Here is a 20,351-nt window from a genome sequence, read left to right on the forward strand (position 1 = left end):
GGCCTCAGCGGCGCGGCACCGGGACACCGTCCTCGGTGACGTACTTGGTCCCGTCGTCGTACTTGGTGATGGTGAAGGCGTCCAGGACCTCGCCCACCTCCTTGTCGGTGGTCGACCTGTCGTCCCACTTCGCGGCGACCACGGCCTCGTAGCGGAGCTGGTCGTCGGTGACCCTGATGCCCTGGAAGGTGGAGGTGTGCCCGGCGCGGACCACCTCGGTGGCGCCGTTGCGCTTCCAGACGCTGTCGCCTACCGGGGCCAGTTCGTAGTACTTGGGTCCGGAGACGGTGACGGTGTAGACGGGGCCCGTGGTCATGCCGGGGGTGCCAGTGGCGTCCGCGTCGACATGGCCACGGGAGTAGACGTGGTCGTGGCCCATCAGCACCAGGTCGATGTCATGACGCTGGAAGACCGGCAGCCAGGCGTCCCGTACCGGCTTCTCGTCGCGGCCCTCGGCGGCGGAGAAGACCGGCTGGTGGAAGACGGCGACGGCCCACTTGTTGGGGTTGTCGGCGAGGATCTCGTCCAGCCAGCGCGCCTGGAGGTCGAGCCACAGCTTCTCGGCGTCGGGGCAGTCCTGGCTGCACGCGGGGAGTTGGGCGGGGGTCATCAGGGAACGGGCGTCGCCCGTGCTGGCGTTGAGGGTGATGAACCGGACGCCCTGGTAGTCGGTGTAGTAGGCGGTCTCGGTCAGGGCCTTGGCCATGTGCGCCTCGTACGCGGCGCGTTGCCGCTCGGCCGGGGTGTCACCCGCTCCCCCGCTGGCGCGCGGGCCGTTGTCCGGGAACTCGAAGGTGGACTTCCAGGTCTTCAGGAACGCGTCGCCGGAGTACTCGTGGTTCCCCGGGGCGGCGATGACGTTGGTGGTCTGGCGGTAGCCGTCCATGGCGCCGAACCAGTCCCGCCACTCGCTGTCGTTGCCGCTGGTGTTGACCAGGTCTCCGGCGTTGACGCTGCCGACGGCGTCCGGGTAGCGCTCGTAGGCCTGCCTGACCACCGGGGCCCACTTCGCCGACAGGTCGTTCTGGGCGTCGCCGAAGTACAGGAACGTGAAGTCCGCGCCGGGCTGTTCGGCGGTGGTGAAGGTGTGGACGGGGCTGAACCAGCGGCCGGTGCCGACCTGGTACTCGTAGGCGGTTCCGGGGCGCAGTCCGGTGAGGACGGCGGAGTGGGTGCGGGTCGGGACACCGGCGCTGACGAGTTCCTCGTTGCCGCGTGCCGGGACGGTGCGCCACTCGTCGGTGCCCGCGCGGCGTACGCGTGCCTCGCCCGCCGTGACCGAGGCGCCGGTGCGCCAGGTGACGGCCTGGGTGAGGTGCGGGGTGCCGGTGGGTGTCAGCACGATCCGCTCCGGGGTCGTGCCGGGGACGTCCAGGCCCTCCTTGGTGGTGAGGGCGACGTCGAAGACGTGCATGACGCCGCGGTCGGTGCCCTGCGGCAGGACGACGGACGCGACCCGCTTGGCCGGGTCGAGCAGCCGTGGCACGGTGCCGAAGACCTTGGTCTGTACGGTGTCGGAGCCGCCCGCGGCGCGGTTGCGTCCGGTGGTGGTCACCAGGGGCTGGTTGCCGAACTGGTAGGTGGTGCCGGGGGTCCAGTCGGTGAACTGCACGCCGACGTCCTGGGTGGAGCCGTCGGTGTACTCGACGACCGCGGTGCCCGAGGAGGGCCCGTTGGTGGCCAGGCCGAGGAAGGAGATGCCGGTCGCCTTGGCGCCGCCCATGTCGACGCGCTGGCCGTGCGGGATCCAGTTGTCCGGCTCGCCGGGCTCGGTGTCCGGCCAGGTGAAGCGGACGCCGGTGTCGCCCAGCGGCAGCCTGGCACCGGGTGCGGCGCCAGCCTCGGCGAGGCGCTCGCGGGACAGGGAGTTGTCGCTGAGGTCCAGCGAGCCGGTGTTCCCCGCGCCGTCCGGCGTGGTGCCGGTGTTGTTCCGGGCGTCACCGCCGTCCGTGTAGGACGGGGGCACGTCGGTGGCCCTGGTGCCCCAGGTACCGGGGGTGGACGACATGGTGAGGCGGATGTCGCCGCCCTCGCGGGCGAAGCCCTCGGTCAGCCAGGAGCGGGAGACCTGCCTGCCGTCGACCGTCATGCCCTTGATGTAGGGCTTGGTGTCCGCGCCGGGTGCCTTGATGTCCACCCTGCGGTCGCTGCCCACGCTGTCGATCACGACCCGCTCGAACGCTGGACCGCTGACGAGCAGGTTCGCGGTGCCGTAGACGGCCGGGTACAGACCGGTGTTGGCCCAGACGTACCAGGCGCTCAGCGAACCTAGGTCGTCGTTGCCGGGCAGGCCCTTGGGTGTGGTGCCGTACAGCTCGGCGGACGCGCGGTGCAGCACGTCCGTGGTGCGGTGCGGCTGCCGCAGCCAGTGGTAGGCGTACGGGGCGCCGAAGCTCGGCTGGTTGCTGAGGTAGGCGCCGCGGGTGTGGTAGACACCGGCGTCCAGGGCGCTGAGGTGCTCGTCCAGCGCGGCCGTGGCCGTGTCGATGCCGCCCCGCTTCTCGATGAGGGTGCCCATGTTGTGCGGGACCATCCAGCCGTACTGGTAGCCGGTGGCCTGCTCGAACTGGTCGCCCCGCTCCCCCAGGTTGAACCCGCGGTCGAAGCCGTTGCGGTCGCGCGGGCGGATGTGCAGGGACTGTGCGTCGAACAGGTTCTGCCAGTTCTGCGCGCGGCCCATGAACCGCTCGTAGGTGGCGGTGTCGCCGAGGCGCTTGGCGAGCTGGGCGATGCCGAAGTCGTCGATGGCGTACTCGAGCGTCTTGGAGGTGGCGGCGTCCTGCTTGCGGTTCTCGATGAAACCGACGCTGGTGTACTGGTAGGCGTGCCGCCTCAGGGTGTCGTCGGCCGGGAGCGACTGGGTGTCCTTCATGGACTCCAGCGCGGCCCGCCGGTCGTAGGCGGTGGAGCCGAAGGCGTCGATCGACGCCAGCAGGGACTGCAGCGAGTCACCGCTCATCTTCTGCTGGGACTGGTTGAGGTGCGGCCAGTTCGGCCACTTCCCGGTCTGGCCCACCATGTCGACGAGGGACTGGTTGATGTCGCTGCCGACCTTCGGGAAGATCAGCGCCACCAGCTGGGCCTGACTGCGGTAGGCGTCCCATCCGGCGTAGGTGACGTAGTGGTGGCGGCCCTTGGCGACCCGGTGCACCTTGCCGTCGTAGCCCTGGTACTCGCCGTTGACGTCGTCGAAGACGTTCGGGTGCAGCAGGGCGTGGTACAGCGCGGTGTAGAACTTGACCCGCTCGTCGCGGCTGCCGCCCTCGGTCCTCACGGTGTCCAGGGCGTCCCGCCAGGTCCGCCGTGCGGCGGCGCGTACGTCGCCGAAGGCGCGCCTGCCCACCTCGTGGGCCGCGTTCTGGGCGGCGTTGGCGGTGCTGACGTAGCTGAGGCCCACCTTCGCGGTGACCTTGGCGCCCTGGTCGAACACGAGGTAGGTACCGGCGCCGTGCTTGGCCTCGCCCGCGCGGGCGGTGGAGGCGCCGGGCGTGACGGTGCCGCCCTCCCAGGTGCCGTGGGAGCGGATGGGCTTGTCGAAGGTCGCCGAGAAGTGGGCACGGTAGCGCCCGCCCTCGTCGCAGACGGACGCGGCCTCCACCCAGCCCTCGACGGTGCTGCCCTTGACGGTCACCTCGCTGCCGAAGACCCGGTTGTTGGACCCGGCCGTGTCGAGGATCAGCGTGGAGCTGCCCTGGTCGGGGAAGTCGTAGCTGCTCACGGCGGTGCGGGTGGTGGCGGTCAGCTGGACCTTGACATCGTTGTCGAGACCGACCGAGTAGTACCCGGGCTCCGCCTTCTCCTGGGCGTGGTCGTAGCCGAGGTAGTAGTCCTTGATGGCGCTGCCCGGGCTGGTGGGCAGGGCCCCGTCCGGCAGGGCCCCGGTGTACGGCAGCACCGGGAAGTCGAAGCCGCTGAACCGGCCTTCGCAGCCGGTGCCGGACAGCCGTGTCATGCCGAAGCCGCGGAGCCGGTCGGCGGTGTACTCGTAGCCGCCCTTCTGGTCACCGTCGCCGGTGCGGTAGGTGGTGGGGCTCGACTGCACCATGCCGAAGGGGACGGTGGCGCCGGGCCAGGTGTTGCCGTAGGCGCTGTTGCCCTTGTTCTGCGAGGTGTCGAGCTGGGTTCCGATGAACTGGTCGACCGCCTGGAACGCGCCGATGTCGGAGGCCGTGTCGGCGCCCTGCGCGGGGGCCGGGGCGATGGCCAGGGCGCTGAGGGCGAGGGCAACGGCGGTGACCCGGCGGCGTAGGAGCGGGGGTCTGGAGGAGGGCGGGCGCTGGCTGGGCGGCTGCCCGGGTGAAGTCCACATCAAGGATGCGGTGCCTTTCGGTGTGAAAGCAGGGATCGCTGAGGCGACGTCACGACGGGGACACCTTCACGGTGTCGGCGGTCCTGCGCAAGACCGGCAGGGGACGGCTCGGTGAACAACCGGCCCGCGCTAGTCCGTGAGCAGCATGAACTCACGCGGGCTCAGGGCGCGGTCGACGAGGCGGGTGTCGCCGATCCAGCCGTAGAAGCCCTGGCCGAACTCCTCGGCGAACTGGGTGCCGCCGATGACGAAGGGCTTGCCGAGGGTCTCGATGCCGGTGGCGGGCTGGGACGGGTTGCGGGCGATCTTCGAGCCGTCCACGTACATCACCGTGCGGCGGCCGTCGTTGACGACGGCGATGTGGGTCCAGCGGCCGACGGGCAGCGCGTGGCTCCACGAGGTGGGGTCGGCGTCCTGGACGTCCGGGTAGTGGACGAACTGCAGGAAGCGCTCCGGGGTGACGTTGAGGCTGCACGTGGGCTCGTCCTTCGACCAGCCCGTGGTCTTCCCGGCGTCGCCGTTGCGGCCCTCCCAGCTGAGGATGCCCATCCAGGCGTGGTCGCCCTGGTACGGGTCGGGCAGCTTGATGAACGTCTCGATGGTGAAGCCGCTTCGGAACTTCATGCTGTTCAGCGGGGCGGTGGCGTGGGTGGTGAGGACGGCGCCCCGGTCCGGCTGCTTGCCGCCGTCGAAGCGCAGGCTGGCGTGCGCGGGCTGGTCGCTGTGGTGGTCGCCGGACCAGGTCAGCACCTCGGCGGCGCTGCTGTGCAGCAGCCGGACGGTGAGGTCGTTGCCGTTGCCGGTCAGGTCGCGGGCCACGGCCCCCGGGGGCACGGTGGCGCCGGGGCGGCCGGTGGCGTCGAGGCCGTCGGCGTCGAAGCGCCAGTAGGCGACGGTGCCGCGCGGCATCACGCGGTGCGCCGGGCGCGGCTTCGGCGGGACGACCGGGGCGAAGCCCTTGAACCGGTCCGCGAAGTCGATGCCGAGGCTGAAGCGGTCGGTGTCCCCGGTCAGTTCGATGGTCTCCTCCTCCAGCGGGGTCCGCTTGGCGGGGTCCCGGGCGAGGAACCAGGGGGCGAAGGTCTGGACGTCGATGGTGTCGCGCGCCAGGTCGAAGGCGTAGAGCCGGATCATGGCGGCGCCGCCGTAGTAGCGGTCCTGGTAGTTGGTGATGTGGAGGTGTACGTCGTTCCCCGCGTCGTTGGTGAGCACGGTGCGTCCCGGCGGCCAGTAGTGGCCGCCCAGCGCGAGGAAGATCTGGTCGTTGCCGCGGATGATCCGGTCCCACAGGCGCTGCCCGTTGCCGGACAGGTGTGCCTCGCCGTCGTCCCCGGCCCAGGCGAGGTCATGGGTCGTCAGGATGGCGGGGAGGGTGGGGTGCGTGTCGAGGACGTCCTGCGCCCAGGCCAGGCCCTTGTCGGAGGCCCGCCAGTCCAGGGCCAGGACCAGCCACTCCCGGTCGGCCGCCCGCAGGACGTGGTAACTGTTGTAGCCGTCCGGGGAGGCGCCGCCGAAGGTGGGCATGCCGCTGAACCGCCGGGGCCCGAAGGCGCGCAGATAGGCGGTGTCGCCGCGCTGGTCGTCGCCGGAGGGGATGTCGTGGTTGCCCGCGAGGACGCTGTAGGGGACCTTGCCGTGGATGGTGCGGAAGGTGTCGGCGGCGAGGTCGATCTCGCCCTTGGTGCCGTGCTCGGTGACATCGCCGAGGTGCGTCATGAAGGCGATGTTCGCCTCTCTGCGCTCGGAGACGAGGTACTGGAACGTCGCTCTCAGCGGCTCCGGGTCGGCGCTGTCGGCATCGAAGAGGTACTGCGTGTCCGGCAGTACGGCGAGGGCGAAGCGGGGTGACTCGGTGTCGAAGTGGCCGTGCCGTGCGCCTTGGGTGGCGGCTTCGGCCGCCCCGGCACCGAGCAGTGAGACGGCGGCCCCGGCCGCGGGGACGGCGACCGCCGCCTGAAGGAGGGTGCGGCGCCCCGGGGTTGGGTCGGTGGTCTTGCTCATGCGATCTCCCGTGGTGAAGGAACGGTCCCCCGTCAGCGAGGATCGTGGGCGCCGGGGGCGAGCACGGGGAGAAGCGGCGCTGAACGCGCGGGGCCGCACGCGGGTCGGGAGCGCCAACTCGGTGCGTGGGGTTCGATGAGGTCACCACACGGCGCGGTGCGAGGAAGAGGCCTCCCGGTCGCGGCGACCGGAAGGTTGTGGTCGGGCGGTCTGGGCGCGTCCAGGCCCAGAACGCCGACGACGTCGTGGCGGCCCTCGGCTACACGCGCGGCCAGGGCGTCGACATCTCGGTGCGCAGCGGCGGTCACGGCGTCAGCGTCCGGTCGACCAACGACGGCGGCATCGTCATCGACCTGTCGAGGATGACCTCCGTCGAGGTGCTCGACCGGGAGTCCGGCCGCATCCGGATCGAGCCCGGCGCGCGCTGGGGGCGTCGCCCGCACGCTGGCTCCCCACGGGCTCGCCATGAGTTCGTCGGACAGCGGGGTTCTCCGTCCTCGCCGCGAGCGCGCCGCAGTGGGCCGCCCGGCTCGACGACCACTGGCCCGGCTGTGCTGGAAGATCGCGGCGCACCTCGGTGTTGGCCTCAGACATGAGAATCGGCGACGCATCCAGGATCAGTGGCGTGAGTGCGCGTTCGTTGCGGTACTACGAGGATGAGGGCTTGATCGTCCCCGGGCGTTTCAGCAATGGGTTCCGCGACTACTGCCAGTCCACCGTCGACCGGGTGCTCGTCATCCGCTCGCTGCTGGAGTCCGGGCTGCCTGTGCGGTTGATCAGGGAGGCGCTGCCCAGCCTCACGGACGGCCCCGAGACCGGCACCGGGGCGGTGTGCGCGGAGTTCCTGCGCGAGGTGCAGGGCTATCGCGACCGGCTCGCCGCGCGCATCGCCGCTCTCAGCGATCAGCAGGCGGCACTCGACGCCTACCTGCGGGAGGCCCGCCGCACTGATCCCTGAATCCTGACCGTCGCTTGACCTTGACGCAAGTGTCAGACTCCTACGTTCGGCGCATGGAGACCAACAGGCAGCGGCACGCCGCTGAGCAGCGGGTACGAGCACTGGTCCAGCGGTCGCACCGGGGACCGAAGGATCTGACCCTCACCACCGAGCACCGCCGCCCCGTCCCCGGGCCCGGCCAGTACCTGATCCGCGTCGGCGCCGCCGGGGTCAATTTCGCGGACGTCATGCAGACCCGTGGAACGTACGGCGGAGGCCCGCGGGCGCCCTATGTGGCGGGCTTCGAAGCCGCCGGTGAGATCGTGGGGGTCGGAGCGGAGGTCGAGAACCCGCTGCCGGTCGGTACCCACGTCGTCGGGGTCGGCCCGGGCGCCTTCGCGCAGTACATGACGATGCCGTCCGCGGGTGCGCTTCCGGTGCCGTCCGGCTGGAGCGACGCCGAAGCACTCGGCTTGGTGCTGAACTGGGCGACCGCACTGGCGGCACTGAAGCCGTTGGGTCAGATCGCGACCGGTGACGTGGTGCTCGTGCATGCCGCGGCCGGAGGCGTGGGGCAGGCCGCCGTCCGTCTCGCCCGGCACTACGGGGCGCGCGTGATCGCCACGGCGTCACCGGCCAAGCACCACACCGTCAAAGCGCTCGGCGCCCACGAGGTCCTGGACAGCCGACGTCCCGATCTGGCCGTCGAGATCACCCGCCTGACCGGTGGCATCGACCTGGTCCTGGAATCGGTGGGACAGGCCACGTTCGAGGCCAGCCTGTCGGTCACCAAACCCTTCACCGGGCGCGTCGTCGTGTTCGGCGCCGCCTCCGGCGACGCCACCCTCAGCACGCACGACCTGGTCTTCACCCACCAGGCCCAGGTCAAGGGCCTGCACATCGGCGCGCTGGCCACCGCGGCACCGTCCCTCTACGAGTCCCTGCTCGTCGAGATCGAGGCACTCATCGCCCACGGCGTCTACCCGCCCGGCACCCCCCAGGTCCATCCCCTGGCCGAGGGACCAGAGGTGCTGCGGCAACTCGAAGCAGGCCGGACTCGCGGTAAGCACGCCCTTGATCCCTGGCGCTAGGTGTATTGCTTCGCAGGGTTGTTGACGCGGCTGATCGGGGTTTGCCTCCGAGGGCGGTGTGGCAGCGGTGGTGGTTGTAGGTGTGCAGGAAGTCTCCCAGGGCGTGGGCCGGGCGCGCTGCCGGGGGTGCGTTCGGTGTTGCTGGCGTAGGGCCGCTGGTCACCTCGTAGATGTCCGTGCCTCATGTCAGGGTCCGGCTCATGAGCGAACACAGCCAGGGCGCATGCCCGGTGTCAGCCGAGCTTGGTGACCTGTGCGTCGACGACGTCCGTGGGGACGTCGAACTCCGCTCCGGTCATCATGGAGGAGAGGTTGACCGCGCTGAAGGAGGCGAGCGTGGCGCCCTTGCGGACCACGACCAGTTTCATGAGCCCGTCGGTGTCCTGACCGATGTCCACACCGAGGCTGACGGCGAGCGCCTCGTCCCCGCCCTCGGGTGCGGTGGCCGTGGTGACTTCGGCGATCTTCAGCTTGTCGCTGCCCGAGGTCACGGTGAAGCCGTCGGCGCACTTCTCGGCGGCCGTGCTCAGCCCCTTCAGTGCCTGCTCGGCGCCGCCCTCCGGGTAGGAGGCGAGGTTCAGCATGATCTTGTCCACGTTGATGGTGGTCATGTCCTGGCCGTCCGGACCCGTGCTCTCGGGGGGCGTCTCCGTCTGTCCTTGCCAGGACCGCTTCACGGTCGCCGTCGGCTCGCCCTGGGCCACCGCGGACTGAGCGAGGGCGAGCGGCAGGCAGGCCTCGTCGTCCGTCGAGACCTGGTCCTTCGCGACGTCGTCCTTCGCCGGGACCTTGGTGGTGACCTCGCCGTTCTCGACGTCGGCCTGCGCGAGGGCGACCTTCTCCAACTCGGCGGCGGTCAGCGCCCCGCCCGCCGGGGCGGACTGGTCCGCGGTGGCCTTGTCGTCACTGGTCGCGCCGTCGTCGTCGGACGACCCGCCGCAGGCAGTGGCCAGCAGGGCCAGGGCAGCGGCGGAGGCCGCGAGGGCGGTACGGCGGACAGCGGTCGAACTCACGTTGGCACTCTTTCGTCGGGACACACCGGGGGCACGTCGGGATGTCATCCGGGATGCGTCGGATTCTGTCGAGTCACGTCGAAACCAGCGTTCGACTCCGGTCGACTTTGCCCGCACGATACCCACGGCGGTCACACGTATGATCGATAATGCGCCAGGCGAGACCCGACCGTGATCTCCTCAAGCGAGGGCGAGTTGCTGCCACGGCAGGGGGTACGGCCGGTGCCTACGACGGCGACTCCCAGGAGGGCACATGCCCCCCAACCGTGCCGACGCACCCGCCCACGTTGAGCAGGTCAGCCCTAATCCGGGTATTCGCGGTGGCGCTCTCTCCACTTGACGGCGATATGACCGTCTGTCGTACGGAACACACTGCCCGCATAGGAGAGGTAGCAGCCCTGCACATCGTCATAGCCGGGTCGGGTGACACCGTCTCGGTAGCTCGCCGGGAGTTCGTCCTCCTCGGCGGCGTACCCCATCGCACCCTTGCCGTACACGGAGAACCGGCCCAGATGCCGCGCCGCGTCCTCGGCCCCGTAGAGCTTCCACCCATGATCTGCCCGCAAGTCATGTGAGGGCACGTCGACAACGGGGGCTCCGGCCAGCCAGGCCGCCGCTTCCCGTGCCTTGGCGTCGACTTCCTCCTCGGCATCGCGCCGCATCTCGGCCTCGATGGCCTGGCTGGCATTCCAGCAGTCGCGGCACACCCGAGTCGCGAACTGGTGATCGCCGGTCTTGCTGAGGTTGACGAACCAGCCCACACCGCCGGGCCAGGGCGGTTCGTCGATGTCGGCGGCGGCAAGCAGCGGGACCGCATGACCGCATACCTGACAGCAGTTCGGATCCTCGCGTTCGACGTCGTCTGGTGTCCGAGTCGACCGGTCTCCGCGGCGGAGCACCGGATACAGCCGTATCAGCCCTGCCACGATCAGCACGCTCGCGCAGGCGAGCGCCACGGCCATGCCTGCCCAGCGCACATCGCTCACGACCCCAGCTCCCTTCGTATCCCAACTTACGGACGGACACGGTCATTTGGCTACGCGGACTGAGCCGGGACCGGACGCGTCGGCCCACGGACGCTGGCCTGGCAGTGGCCCCGCCACGGTGGTGATCACGCGCTGGCAGCGCTTCTGGCTCACGAGATCGCCGATCCCTGGTGAGGACCGGCTTGACCTGCGCACGGATACGCGCGACCGCTAGCGGGGCCGCTGGGTGGGCTCCGTGGCCGGGGCCCGGGTGGCCCCCCAACTGGCGAGGAGACTGAGCCGGTCCTGCGCGGCACTGCCCGGCTCGGCGCTGTAGACGGTCAGCTCGTGCACCTCCCGGTCGGACACGGGCAGGCCCATGGAGCGGTAGGCCAGTTCCACGCAGCCGACCTCGGGGTGCCGCAGCCGCTTGACCCCGTAGTGGCGGACGCGGACGTCGTGCCGGGCCCACATGGTGCGGAACTCCGCACTCAGCGTGGCCAGTTCGCCGATGAGTTCACGCAGGGCCCGGTCGTGGGGCGCGCGTCCGGCCTCCGCGCGCAGCAGCGCGACGCTGATCCGCGCCCCGGCCTCCCAGTCGACGAAGAAGTGGCGGGAGCCGGGGTCGAGGAAGAAGTAGCGGGGGAAGCTGGCCTGGCCCCGCTCGTTGGTGGTGTCGCTGTCGAACATCGGGGCGTACAGGGCCCGGCACAACGGGTTGCACGCGGCGATGTCCATGCGGCGGCTGCGTACGAAGGCGGGGGCCATCGTCATGGAGTCGAGCATCCACTGGACGGAGGGCGGGATCTCGGCGTCCCGGCGGCGGGGTGCCGTACCGCGCGCCGGTCGGGCCGCTCGGGCCAGGTCGAACAGGTAGGTGCGCTCGTCCTCGTCCAGTCGCAGCGCCTGGGCGACCGCGTCCAGGACCTCCTCGGAGACGCCGCTGATGTGGCCCTTCTCCAGCCGCGTGTACCACTCGGTGCTCACACCGGCCAGAACGGCGACTTCCTGGCGCCGCAGGCCCGGGACGCGGCGTCGGCCGCTGCTGGGCAGTCCGACCTGTTCCGGGGCGAGCTTGGCGCGTCGGGTGACGAGGAAGTTCCGGATGTCGGAGCGGTTGTCGGAACCGTCGCCGGGTCGGGGTGCCATGACATCCAAGGTAGCCCGGGACCTCAGGGGCAGGGGGGTCGAGCTTGTACCCCCACAAACGCTTCCTTCCCCGCGAGCGACGACACCGGTTTCGTGGCATCGGCAGCCCGGTTTCCGGTCCTCCGCCGAATGCCGGGGCGAGACACCCGACGCGCACCACTCCGAAGGAGGATCCATGTCCTCTACATCCCAGTCCTTTGCATCCCGTGGCCATGTCGTTCCGGCCACCCGGTCCAGGCGTCCGACCAGCCGCCGTATCCACGCGCTGCCCCTCACCGCGGACGCACCGCGCTGACCGACTCACCTACCGGTCGTCCAGCCGTCCACCACACCACTCCGCACCTCAGGAGCATGACCATGACCAGCAGGACCATCCTCATCACCGGCGCCACCAGCGGCATCGGCGCGCGAACCGCCCGGCTGCTTCTCGACCGTGGCCACCGGGTGGCCGTCACCGGCCGCGACGAGACGAAGCTCAAGGCCTTCCTCGACGCGGCCGGTCACCCCGACCGGCTGCTGGGTCTCGTCGCGGACGCGGCGCACTGGCAGGCCACGCAGTCCGCCGTAACCCACACCGTGGAGCGCTTCGGCGCCCTGCACGCCGCGGTGGCCAACGCCGGATTCGTCTCCGCCGACGACCAGCGGACGCCGGGCGCGACCGTCAGCGACGGCGACCCGACGCTGTGGCCGCCGATGGTCCTCACCAACGTCCTCGGCCCCGCGCTGCTGGCCAAGGCCACCCTCCCCCACCTCGAAGCCACCGGCGGGCGGTTGGTGCTCATCGGCAGCGTCGTCGGGGTGAAGAACGCCCCCGCCAGCCTCTACTCCGCCACCAAGTGGGCCGTCACCGGACTCGCCGAGAACCTGCGGATGCACGCCACGGCCCGTGGCATCGGTGTCACCCTCGTCAACCCCGGCGTGATCGACACCCCCTTCTGGCAGGACGGCAGCACACCCCCCTTCGCCCTGCCTCCCCAGCCCGTCGCCGAGGCCGTCTGCTTCGCCCTCGACCAGCCAGCGGGTGTCGACCTCAACACGCTGACCATCCGGCCGATCGGACAGCCCACCTGACCCACCGGGGTGTCGGTACGCGTCCCGCCGGGCGTACGGAGGTCAGTGCTCGCGAAGCTGGGAAGCCAGGGCGGCGAGCGTCTGGGCGGTCTCGGCCAGGCTCGCGGCGGCGGTCTCCAGCTCCGCGGCGACGCGGGGAGCGGCGGGAAGGGCCGAGGTGTAGGGGGCGGCCGGGGTGCCTCGGTAGCCGATGGGCCCCTCGTTGTGGCGCTGGTAGTAGCCGGTGAACACCTGTCCGCCGGGCGCCTCGGCGAAGCGGACCCGCGCCAGCTGGATCTCGGACCCACCGGCGTTGCGAGTGATGTCGAGGCGGTAGTGGCGGTAGGGCCGGGCGCTGGCACGCGGGTGGAACTCCCTCGTCTCGAAGCGCCCGGCGAAGGTCTCGCCGCTCCGGGTGTCCAGCGGTATCCAGGTGCGGCCGTCGTGGGAGCCGTGCAGGGTCCAGTCGCGGGGGTCGCGGTCGGGGCAGTCGTTCGCCGACATCAGGGAGTACGAGGCGACCGCGGTGGGGCGGGCGAAGGTGAAGTCCACGTGGGCGGTGTCGTCGGACGCCAGCCACTTGGAGCGCTGGTCCTCAAGGAGGTTGTCGGCCCCCTCCCCCGCCTCGTCGAACTCGTCGCTCGCCTCTACGGCCGTGACTTCGGCGTCGTGGGACGCGGCATGCAGCATGGCCACACCCGAGTTGCCCCGTTGATCGCGCCAGGTCACGCGGCTGACGGGCGCTCCGCCGTCGTCGACCAGCAGCCGGAGTTCGTCGGAGGTGTGCCAGCGGCCACCCCACCCCTCCTCCGTGTGGAAGCGGTGCAGCACGGACGCCGAGAGGTTCTGGATGTCGTCCGAGAACGGCCGACGGTCGGTGAGGCGCCCCCGGTACTCGTACGCCGTACCGTCCGCCGCGCGGTAACTGCCGTGGAAGTCGGACATGTTGGACTGGAAGCTGATGGCGGACTCGACCCCGTCCTCCGTCTGCCAGCCGAGTTGCGCGGGCAGGGAGTGCTCGCCCCGGTCGACGTGGAAGAACAGCCGTGGGGCCGCCTGCCAGGGGGCGGAGGAGGAGTGGGCGGGGCGCAGCTCCGTACGGTAGGTGAAGACCGTGTCGCGGGCGGCCTCTGCCGCCCGGGCGCGCTCCGATCGGCCGCGCTCCCAGACGGGGTCCAGGGTGATCCGGTACAGCCAGAGCATGCTGCTGGCCCGGTCCGAGGAGCGTATCTCCAAGGTGTTGGTGCCGGGCTTCAGCAGCCGCCCGGGTACGGCGAAGACGTTGTCCTGCGGCAGATCACCACCGCCCGGCACGGTGAGGCCCTCGGCCAGCGCCTCGCCCTGGACCAGGACATCCATGGGGGCGTGACCGAGCGCGGGGCCGAGCTTGGAGACGAGGGCCGTGAGGGTGAGCGTTGCCTGGGGGACGTCCTCCGGATCCTCCACCTCGAAGTCCAGCGTCACTGTCCCGCCCGCGCTCAGCGCCACGTGTGACCCGGCGAACCGGGCCCTGTCATACCTGACGTCGGCGTTCGACAGCAGAGGCGGATCGACGGAAAGGTCGGCGTAGGTGACGTCAAATCCCATGATGCGCAGGGCTCCTGATAGCGGGTCAGCACTCCGAGCCGTCCGTGTGGCGGCGGCCGTGATCAGGAACACTAACGGCAGGGTCTGACAGCGCGGGGCGGTGTGGCGCCGCCTCCGTCTCCGGTACGGCGCGGAACGCGTCGATCACATAGGCGGCGAAGCGGCGCGAGGCCGTGAGCCGGTCGGCGCGCGGTACGTCGTGCAGGCCCCGGTGGGCCATGAGCATGAGGACGAGGTCGTCGACGACGAAGCCGGGGCGGAGCCGACCGGTCTGTTGGGCACGGCGGGCCAGTTCGGCGACGGCGCGCACGGTTCGCTCCCGGTCGGCGGCGAAGTCCATGGCCTCGGGGAAGGCCGTCATGAAGGCGTCGGCGAAGCCCCGGCTGTGCGCGTGGAGTTCGCAGATCCGCTCGATCAGACCGCGGAATCCGTGCCACGGGTCCGGATCCGCGAGGGCGTGACGGACGGCGGCGTGGCAGGCTCGCCGCTGCTGGGCGAAGGTCTCCGCGATCAGTGCCCGCTTGGTCGGGAAGTGCCGGTACAGCGTGGCGGGGCCGACGCCCGCGTGCCGGGCGACCTCACGCATGGGCGCGTTCAGGCCCTCCTCGCCGAACACCTCGTGGGCGGCGTCCAGGATGCGGGCCCGGTTGTCGCGGGCGTCGGAACGCGCGGGGTGAGACAAACGGCCGGTCATGGTTTCTCACTTTAGCCAAGCGGACGGGGGCGTCCGTTACGGTCCGATGGCGGTGCCGCTCACCCGCCCAGTGGCGCCTTCCCAGCCCGTATCGCCACCACCGGCATCCGGAGCAGAGATGAAAGCCGTCGTGATCAGGAAGTTCGGAGACCCTGACGGTCTCGCCGTCGTCGACGTGCCCGTGCCCGACCCCGGTCCGGGGCGGGTGCGGATCACCACGGAGGCGATCGGGGTGGGCGGCGCGGACGCGGTGATCCGACGGGGAACGCTCGCCGGGTACGGCTTCCGGGAAGGCCATCTCCTCGGCAGCGAGGTGGCGGGAACCGTCACCGCGGTGGGAGAGGGCGTGGATGCCTCGTGGACGGGGCGGCGGGTGTGGGCGTTCACGGGGCTTTCCGGTGGCTACGCCGAGCAGGCGGTCGCCGCCGTCGAGGACGTCCTTGCGCTGCCCGACGGCCTGACCGGCGCGGACGCGGTGACTCTCGGCAGCTCCGGCGTGGTCGCCCACTTCGCCCTGGACCGCGCCCGTCTCGCCCCGGGTGAGTCGGTGCTCGTGCGCGGCGCGGCGGGCAGCATCGGGGTCACGGCGGTCCAGCTCGCGGCCAGGGGCGGCGCCGGTGCGGTGGCCGTCACCACCTCGTCGGCGGAGCGCGGCCTTCGGTTGCGGGCGCTGGGGGCCACCCATGTCCTCGACCGCGACGGCGAGGGCGGCTCGGAGGCGCCCTCGGGCTTCGATGTGGTGGTCGACGTGGTGGGGGGTCCTCAGCTTCCCGACTTCCTGGACCGGCTGCGTTCCAACGGGCGGTATGTGACGGTCGGCGTGGTCGGCGGGCCGCCACCAGCCGACTTCGGCATGCGGCTGGTCAACGCCTTCCGCAGGTCGCTGTCGTTCGCCACCTTCAGCTCCGACACCGTGCCCGGGCCCGACCGGCAGGCCGTACGGTCGTCCCAGTTCGCCGATGCCGCACGGGGGGCCCTGCGGACGGTCGTCCACGAGGTGCTGCCGCTGAGCCAGGCGGCGCAGGCGCACCGCGCCATGGACGCGGGTACGGTGTTCGGGAGGGTCGTGCTGGTGCCCTGAGCGGTGACGCGTGCTGGTGACGTGTGCCGGGGAGTAACGGGCGGCCGACGCTGCCGTGGCGTCCGCCGCGCCCCCACGGCGGCCCAGTGTCTCCCATGCGACCCACACCTCGTCACACAGCAGGCCCGGCTCCGATCTCTACGGACAACCACGTGACGAACTGCCAACGTGCCTAGCCCTGGGCGCCAAGAGTCGTCCCTGCACTGTCCCTCAGTTCCTGTCCTTCGGTGAGGTCGCGCAGGGCGTGCTGTTGACCTTCCTCGAGAAGCACGCCGCGCAACTGGGCCACGCGCCGAGCGGCGCCGCATTCTTGAGCGATCGATCCAGATACGGTAGCGTGCGAGTCATGGCGAGAACCCGCGAGTTCGACACCGAGGCGGCGGTGAGCCGTGCGATGGAGCTGTTCTGGTCGCGCGGCTACGAGGCGACCTCGGTACGGGACCTGACCCAGCACCTGGGCATCGGGCAGGGCTCGCTGTACGCCGCGTTCGGCGACAAGGACGGCCTGTACCGGGCCGCACTGACGCACTACCGCACCACCCTGGCCGCGGCTGCCCTGCGCAGCCTGGAGGAAGGCGCGGACGCGCGGTCGGCGATCCGTACGATGCTCGTCGAGCGCATCCGGATCGCCGTGGCGGACCAGGGCCGGGGCTGTCTGGCGGTGAACGCCGCGTGCGAGCGCCTGCCGGAGGACCAGGCGACCCGGCGCACCGTACGGGACATGCAGGACGCCAGCAGGGAGGCGCTGACCGAGGTGCTGCGCGTCGCGGTCGAGCGGGGCGACATCGCGGCACGGCACGACCCGCACACGCTGGCGGCGTTCTTCGTCACCTTCCTCAACGGACTCCTGGTCTCCTCGAAGATCACCCCGGACGCACGCGCTCTCGAACCCCTCGTGGAGGTCGCGCTGGCCACCCTCGACTGACTTTTTCATGCCCTGATTCTGGATCGTGCGATCCAGAAAAACGATCCAGAACAACGCACGCCGGAGGATTCCGTGCCCCTCACCACCATCGGCAGTCCCCCACCCGTATCGATGCCTCCCACGACGGCGACGGCCCGAGCCGCCCCGTGGTCCTGACCGACTCACCGCGAGACCCCTGACCCCCATCCCCGCAACCCACTGACCCCCATCTCCGCAACCCACTGACCCCCATCCCCGTAACCCACTGACCCCCATCACCACGCACTCCACAGGAGAGGCAGACGGAAATGATGATGCTCGATCACGCGGGAACACCGGTCCGCACGGGACGTGCCGCCGTCAACGGAACGAGCCTGCACTACCGAACCGCCGGATCCGGTCCCGCGGTGGTACTGCTGCACGGCGTCCCCAAGACCGGCTACCACTGGCGCCACCTCGTCCCGAAGCTGACGCCCCGTTACACCGTCGTCGTGCCCGACCTCCGCGGTCTCGGCGACTCCGCCCGCCCCGCGGACGGCTACGACTCCGCGACGATGAGCGACGACATCGCCGAGCTGATGGCACGCCTCGGCCACGAGACGTACGCCGTGATCGGCGAGGACTGGGGTGCGGTGATCGGCTACCAGCTCGCCGCCCGCCACCGCGATCACGTCAACTCCCTCGTGTTCACCGAGGCGTTGTTCCCCGGGTTCGGCTTCGAGGACCACACCGCGCTCACCCCCGAGAACGTCTCCAGCGGTATGCACCTGTGGCACCTGGGCTTCTACTTCCAGCCGGACGTGCCCGAGCTGCTGATCGCCGGACACGAGCGCGAACTGATCACCTACATGATCAAGTACGAGCGGACCCGCCCCGACAGTGCGACTCCCGACGCGATCGAGGAGTACGTGCGCTGCTACTCCATGCCCGGTGGCATCCGCGCAATGCTCGCCATCTACCGGGCGATGCTGGTCGACGCGGAACAGAACCGGCAGGCAGCCCGCAAGAAGCTGGACATCCCCGTCCTGGCGCTCGGTGGATCGGCTTTCATAGGGGAACGGAACGAGTCCCAGATGCGGCTCATGGCCCACGACGTCACCGGTCATGTCTTCGACGCCGGGCATGACCTCGCCGAGGAGGTACCCGACGAGTTCGCCGACGTGGTGCTGCCGTTCCTCGCCAAGTACCTGTAAGCCGGTGAGCGCGGGGCGGTCGGGCCGGTGGCGTCCGCGGTGCCGAAGAAGTCGTACGTCATCGGGTTGTACCAGTCGACGTACTGCGCCGCGCCCGCGTGGTCGGCCGCGTCCCTCTTGCCGCCGGACGTCGCGTCGGCCGTGATCGCCGCGGTGACCAGGCAGTCAGGGCCGAACTTGGCGCGCAGGGCGCTCATCGGCCTCGGGGACGCGTCCCGGCCGCTCGTGTCGCGGCTCAGACCGCAGGTGCCCGGGTACGCCCAGTCGATGTCGATGCCGCCCACCGGCTTCCCCGTGGACGGACTTCTCGGCGATGTGTGCCCGGTCGGTGGCCGCGTATGTGTCGCCCGCCGCGCACTTGCCGTCGGTGACGTTGCCGAACAACGTAGTTTATGTGCGTCAGTTCGGCGGCGGCGGTGCTGGATGTCTCGACGTTCTTGACGTAGTACTCGCGGTTGCAGGAACCCCATTCGGTGAGGTAGCCGGCGGCCTGGGAACCGACCGCGGTCTGTTCGGTTGGTGCCGGGAGCGGGAAGGGAGGCCCCGGCGCGTGCCGGATGAGGTGGAATGGCCCCGTGAACACGCCACGACATGCCACCGAACGTCCCGAGCGGACCCGTCCCGCGCCGAGCAGCCTCACGGGAGTCGGGATCGCCGCCCTCGACCACGACGGCCGGGTCCTGCTGGGCCTCGGTCATGACGGCCGATGGGAGCTGCCCGGTGGCAAGGTGGACCCGGGGGAGGACTTCGAGACGGCGGCGGCAAGGGAACTGCGGGAGGAGACCGGGCTCGTCGTACCGCCCGCCGCGGTCCGGGTGTCGGCGGTACTGGTCGACGGCCTCAACGGGCTGACACGGGTGACGGCCGCGGCGGTCACCGAGCACGCGACGGGAACCGCGCGGGTCACCGAACCCGACAAGATCGCACGCTGGGATTGGTTCCCGCGCACCTCCCTGCCCTCTCCCGCGCTGGTCTTCCCACCCTCCGCCGCCGTCCTGGACTGCCTCTGGCCAGCGGACACCCGCCGGGCACCGGGGTTTCAGCGGTACGGCGTGATCGGTGGTGCTGGGACAGCCGACGGAGCGGCGTAGGCTGCCACCTGCGCTGACACTGGCGTCACAGTCCCTGCCGCGACGGGTGGGACGGACGGCAGGAGTTGGCAGGGAGAACCACGACGACCGCCGGTCGGTGACGCCGAGCCTCAGGTGTTCCGGTCCGTCGGAGACGGAGGCGTCAACCAGTGCACCAGTCGCCCCACGGACGGCGGCCTGACCCCGAGTGCTGACCGGTCGGCTCCTTCGGCGAGGGCGATGTGGGCCAACCCCCGCCGGGATGGCGCGGCTTCGGCGCTCGCGCCCATCCCGCCGCCGATCACGGGCGCGGCCCGCTCCTTACGACCGCGCCCACCTCGGCAGGGTGAGGATCTCGGCTCCGTCGTCGGTGATGGCGATCGTATGCTCACTGTGTGCCGTACGGCAGCCCGTCGCGCTGCGCAGCGTCCACCCGTCGGCATCGGTGACGAGTCGGGCGGTGTCCGCCATGACCCACGGTTCCAGTGCCAGCAGCAGTCCAGGGCGCAGTGTGTAGCCACGGCCGGGCCGTCCGGCGTTCGGGATGTGCGGTCCCTGGTGCATCGTCGATCCGATGCCATGGCCTCCGAACTCGGTGTTGACCTGGTATCCGGCCTTCTTGAGCACCGTACCGATGGCATGGGAGATGTCGCCGGTACGGGCCCCGGGCCGGGCGGCGGCGATCCCCGCGGCCAGCGCGCGTTCGGTCACGTCGATCATCTCGATGCTCTCCGGGTGCCTGGCGTCGCCCACGATGAAGCTGATGGCCGCGTCGGCGGCTACTCCGCCCCACGAGACGGCGAGGTCGAGGGTGAGCAGATCACCGTCGGCGAGCGTGTAGTCGTACGGCCGCCCGTGGAGTACGGCGTCATTGACGGCCGTGCAGATGTAGTGGCCGAACGGGCCGCGCCCGAAGGACGGCGCGTAGTCGACGTAACAGGACTTCGCCCCCGCGTCGACGATCATGCTCTTGGCCCACCGGTCGATGTCCATCAGGTTGGTGCCGACCGTGCTGCGGCCCTTCAGCGTGTGCAGGATGTCGGCGACCAGGGCGCCGGTGTCTTTCGCTCGGTCGAGCAGGGTGGGGTTCAGGATCTCGATCATGAGGGGTGTCTCTTCCGTGCAACCAATTAATATACCGATCACCGCCCATCGTAGCGGTATTTTAATTGGGTCCGCACCCGACCAGTGCCCGCGCCTACCTGCTCGGGGGCCTTCTCCGTGGAGTGCGAGGGGCGGGCCGCCATGGGTCCGTCCGGCCGCCCGTACTCGGATCGCGCGACGCGACAGCCGACACCGCCGAGGGT

The 20,351-nt window shown here is 70.6% G+C and carries 16 protein-coding genes and 1 pseudogene; 8 read left to right on the top strand and 9 right to left on the bottom strand.

What is annotated here, in order from left to right:
• Nucleotides 1–4 precede the first annotated feature (4 nt).
• Together ACFVQG_RS27550 and ACFVQG_RS27555 are read right to left on the bottom strand one after the other, a co-directional pair.
• Nucleotides 5–4,309: a GH92 family glycosyl hydrolase gene (locus ACFVQG_RS27550; RefSeq protein WP_383388422.1), complete on the bottom strand. Its 4,305-nt coding sequence runs from the start codon at nucleotides 4,307–4,309 to the stop codon at nucleotides 5–7.
• Between the two features lie 129 nt (nucleotides 4,310–4,438).
• Nucleotides 4,439–6,310, bottom strand: a complete 1,872-nt coding sequence (locus ACFVQG_RS27555; RefSeq protein WP_383388424.1) for a LamG-like jellyroll fold domain-containing protein — start codon at nucleotides 6,308–6,310, stop codon at nucleotides 4,439–4,441.
• A gap of 245 nt (nucleotides 6,311–6,555) precedes the next feature.
• Here ACFVQG_RS27555 and ACFVQG_RS27560 point away from each other — a divergent pair, with 245 nt between their 5' ends.
• Genes ACFVQG_RS27560 through ACFVQG_RS27570 form a run of 3 tightly spaced genes read left to right on the top strand, consistent with a single transcriptional unit; the run spans nucleotide 6,556 to nucleotide 8,338 of the window.
• Nucleotides 6,556–6,906, top strand: coding sequence for an FAD-binding protein (locus ACFVQG_RS27560; RefSeq protein WP_383388831.1), 351 nt, complete (start codon nucleotides 6,556–6,558; stop codon nucleotides 6,904–6,906).
• Nucleotides 6,903–7,268, top strand: coding sequence for a MerR family transcriptional regulator (locus ACFVQG_RS27565; RefSeq protein ID WP_383388426.1), 366 nt, complete (start codon nucleotides 6,903–6,905; stop codon nucleotides 7,266–7,268). Before ACFVQG_RS27560 ends, ACFVQG_RS27565 begins: the two co-directional genes overlap by 4 nt.
• 53 nt (nucleotides 7,269–7,321) lie before the next feature.
• Complete coding sequence (locus tag ACFVQG_RS27570) at nucleotides 7,322–8,338, top strand: zinc-binding dehydrogenase (RefSeq protein WP_383388428.1); 1,017 nt, start codon at nucleotides 7,322–7,324, stop codon at nucleotides 8,336–8,338.
• A 233-nt stretch (nucleotides 8,339–8,571) separates the two neighbouring features.
• On the opposite strand, the gene ACFVQG_RS27575 is transcribed toward ACFVQG_RS27570, so the two are convergent.
• The 3 genes from ACFVQG_RS27575 to ACFVQG_RS27585 all read right to left on the bottom strand — a co-directional run bounded on the left by ACFVQG_RS27575 (nucleotide 8,572) and on the right by ACFVQG_RS27585 (nucleotide 11,465).
• A complete protein-coding gene (locus tag ACFVQG_RS27575; RefSeq protein ID WP_383388430.1) occupies nucleotides 8,572–9,351 on the bottom strand; it encodes a hypothetical protein in 780 nt (259 codons plus the stop codon).
• A 302-nt stretch (nucleotides 9,352–9,653) separates the two neighbouring features.
• Entirely contained in the window at nucleotides 9,654–10,337 is a 684-nt protein-coding gene (locus ACFVQG_RS27580; protein WP_383388432.1) for a hypothetical protein, read from the bottom strand.
• A gap of 210 nt (nucleotides 10,338–10,547) precedes the next feature.
• Nucleotides 10,548–11,465: a helix-turn-helix transcriptional regulator gene (locus ACFVQG_RS27585; protein WP_383388433.1), complete on the bottom strand. Its 918-nt coding sequence runs from the start codon at nucleotides 11,463–11,465 to the stop codon at nucleotides 10,548–10,550.
• Between the two features lie 357 nt (nucleotides 11,466–11,822).
• Here ACFVQG_RS27585 and ACFVQG_RS27590 point away from each other — a divergent pair, with 357 nt between their 5' ends.
• A complete protein-coding gene (locus ACFVQG_RS27590) occupies nucleotides 11,823–12,536 on the top strand; it encodes an SDR family oxidoreductase (RefSeq protein WP_383388435.1) in 714 nt (237 codons plus the stop codon).
• Nucleotides 12,537–12,578: 42 nt separating this feature from the next.
• On the opposite strand, the gene ACFVQG_RS27595 is transcribed toward ACFVQG_RS27590, so the two are convergent.
• Nucleotides 12,579–14,102, bottom strand: a complete 1,524-nt coding sequence (locus ACFVQG_RS27595; protein WP_383388437.1) for an alpha-1,2-mannosidase — start codon at nucleotides 14,100–14,102, stop codon at nucleotides 12,579–12,581.
• A gap of 25 nt (nucleotides 14,103–14,127) precedes the next feature.
• Nucleotides 14,128–14,796, bottom strand: coding sequence for a TetR/AcrR family transcriptional regulator (locus ACFVQG_RS27600; RefSeq protein ID WP_383388439.1), 669 nt, complete (start codon nucleotides 14,794–14,796; stop codon nucleotides 14,128–14,130).
• A gap of 118 nt (nucleotides 14,797–14,914) precedes the next feature.
• Here ACFVQG_RS27600 and ACFVQG_RS27605 point away from each other — a divergent pair, with 118 nt between their 5' ends.
• The 3 genes from ACFVQG_RS27605 to ACFVQG_RS27615 all read left to right on the top strand — a co-directional run bounded on the left by ACFVQG_RS27605 (nucleotide 14,915) and on the right by ACFVQG_RS27615 (nucleotide 17,974).
• On the top strand, nucleotides 14,915–15,877 hold the full coding sequence (locus ACFVQG_RS27605) for a zinc-binding dehydrogenase (RefSeq protein WP_383388441.1): 963 nt from the start codon (nucleotides 14,915–14,917) through the stop codon (nucleotides 15,875–15,877).
• Between the two features lie 346 nt (nucleotides 15,878–16,223).
• Nucleotides 16,224–16,802: a TetR/AcrR family transcriptional regulator gene (locus ACFVQG_RS27610; RefSeq protein ID WP_383388443.1), complete on the top strand. Its 579-nt coding sequence runs from the start codon at nucleotides 16,224–16,226 to the stop codon at nucleotides 16,800–16,802.
• 290 nt (nucleotides 16,803–17,092) lie between these two features.
• Nucleotides 17,093–17,974: an alpha/beta fold hydrolase gene (locus ACFVQG_RS27615; protein ID WP_383388833.1), complete on the top strand. Its 882-nt coding sequence runs from the start codon at nucleotides 17,093–17,095 to the stop codon at nucleotides 17,972–17,974.
• Here ACFVQG_RS27615 and ACFVQG_RS27620 read toward each other — a convergent pair.
• Nucleotides 17,935–18,557 (bottom strand): annotated as a pseudogene (locus ACFVQG_RS27620) (glycosyl hydrolase family 18 protein); the annotation flags it as partial. The gene ACFVQG_RS27615 and the pseudogene ACFVQG_RS27620 sit on opposite strands and share 40 nt — an antisense overlap.
• On the opposite strand from ACFVQG_RS27620, the gene ACFVQG_RS27625 reads away from it, so the two are divergent.
• Nucleotides 18,550–19,065, top strand: coding sequence for an NUDIX hydrolase (locus ACFVQG_RS27625; RefSeq protein WP_383388445.1), 516 nt, complete (start codon nucleotides 18,550–18,552; stop codon nucleotides 19,063–19,065). The pseudogene ACFVQG_RS27620 and the gene ACFVQG_RS27625 overlap by 8 nt on opposite strands.
• Nucleotides 19,066–19,365: 300 nt before the next feature.
• Here the strand turns inward: ACFVQG_RS27625 and map are convergent, their stop codons facing one another.
• Complete coding sequence (map, locus tag ACFVQG_RS27630; RefSeq protein WP_383388447.1) at nucleotides 19,366–20,148, bottom strand: type I methionyl aminopeptidase; 783 nt, start codon at nucleotides 20,146–20,148, stop codon at nucleotides 19,366–19,368.
• Between the last annotated feature and the right edge of the window lie 203 nt (nucleotides 20,149–20,351).

Source organism: Streptomyces sp. NPDC057877 (genome assembly GCF_042796855.1).
Lineage (GTDB): Bacteria > Actinomycetota > Actinomycetes > Streptomycetales > Streptomycetaceae > Streptomyces.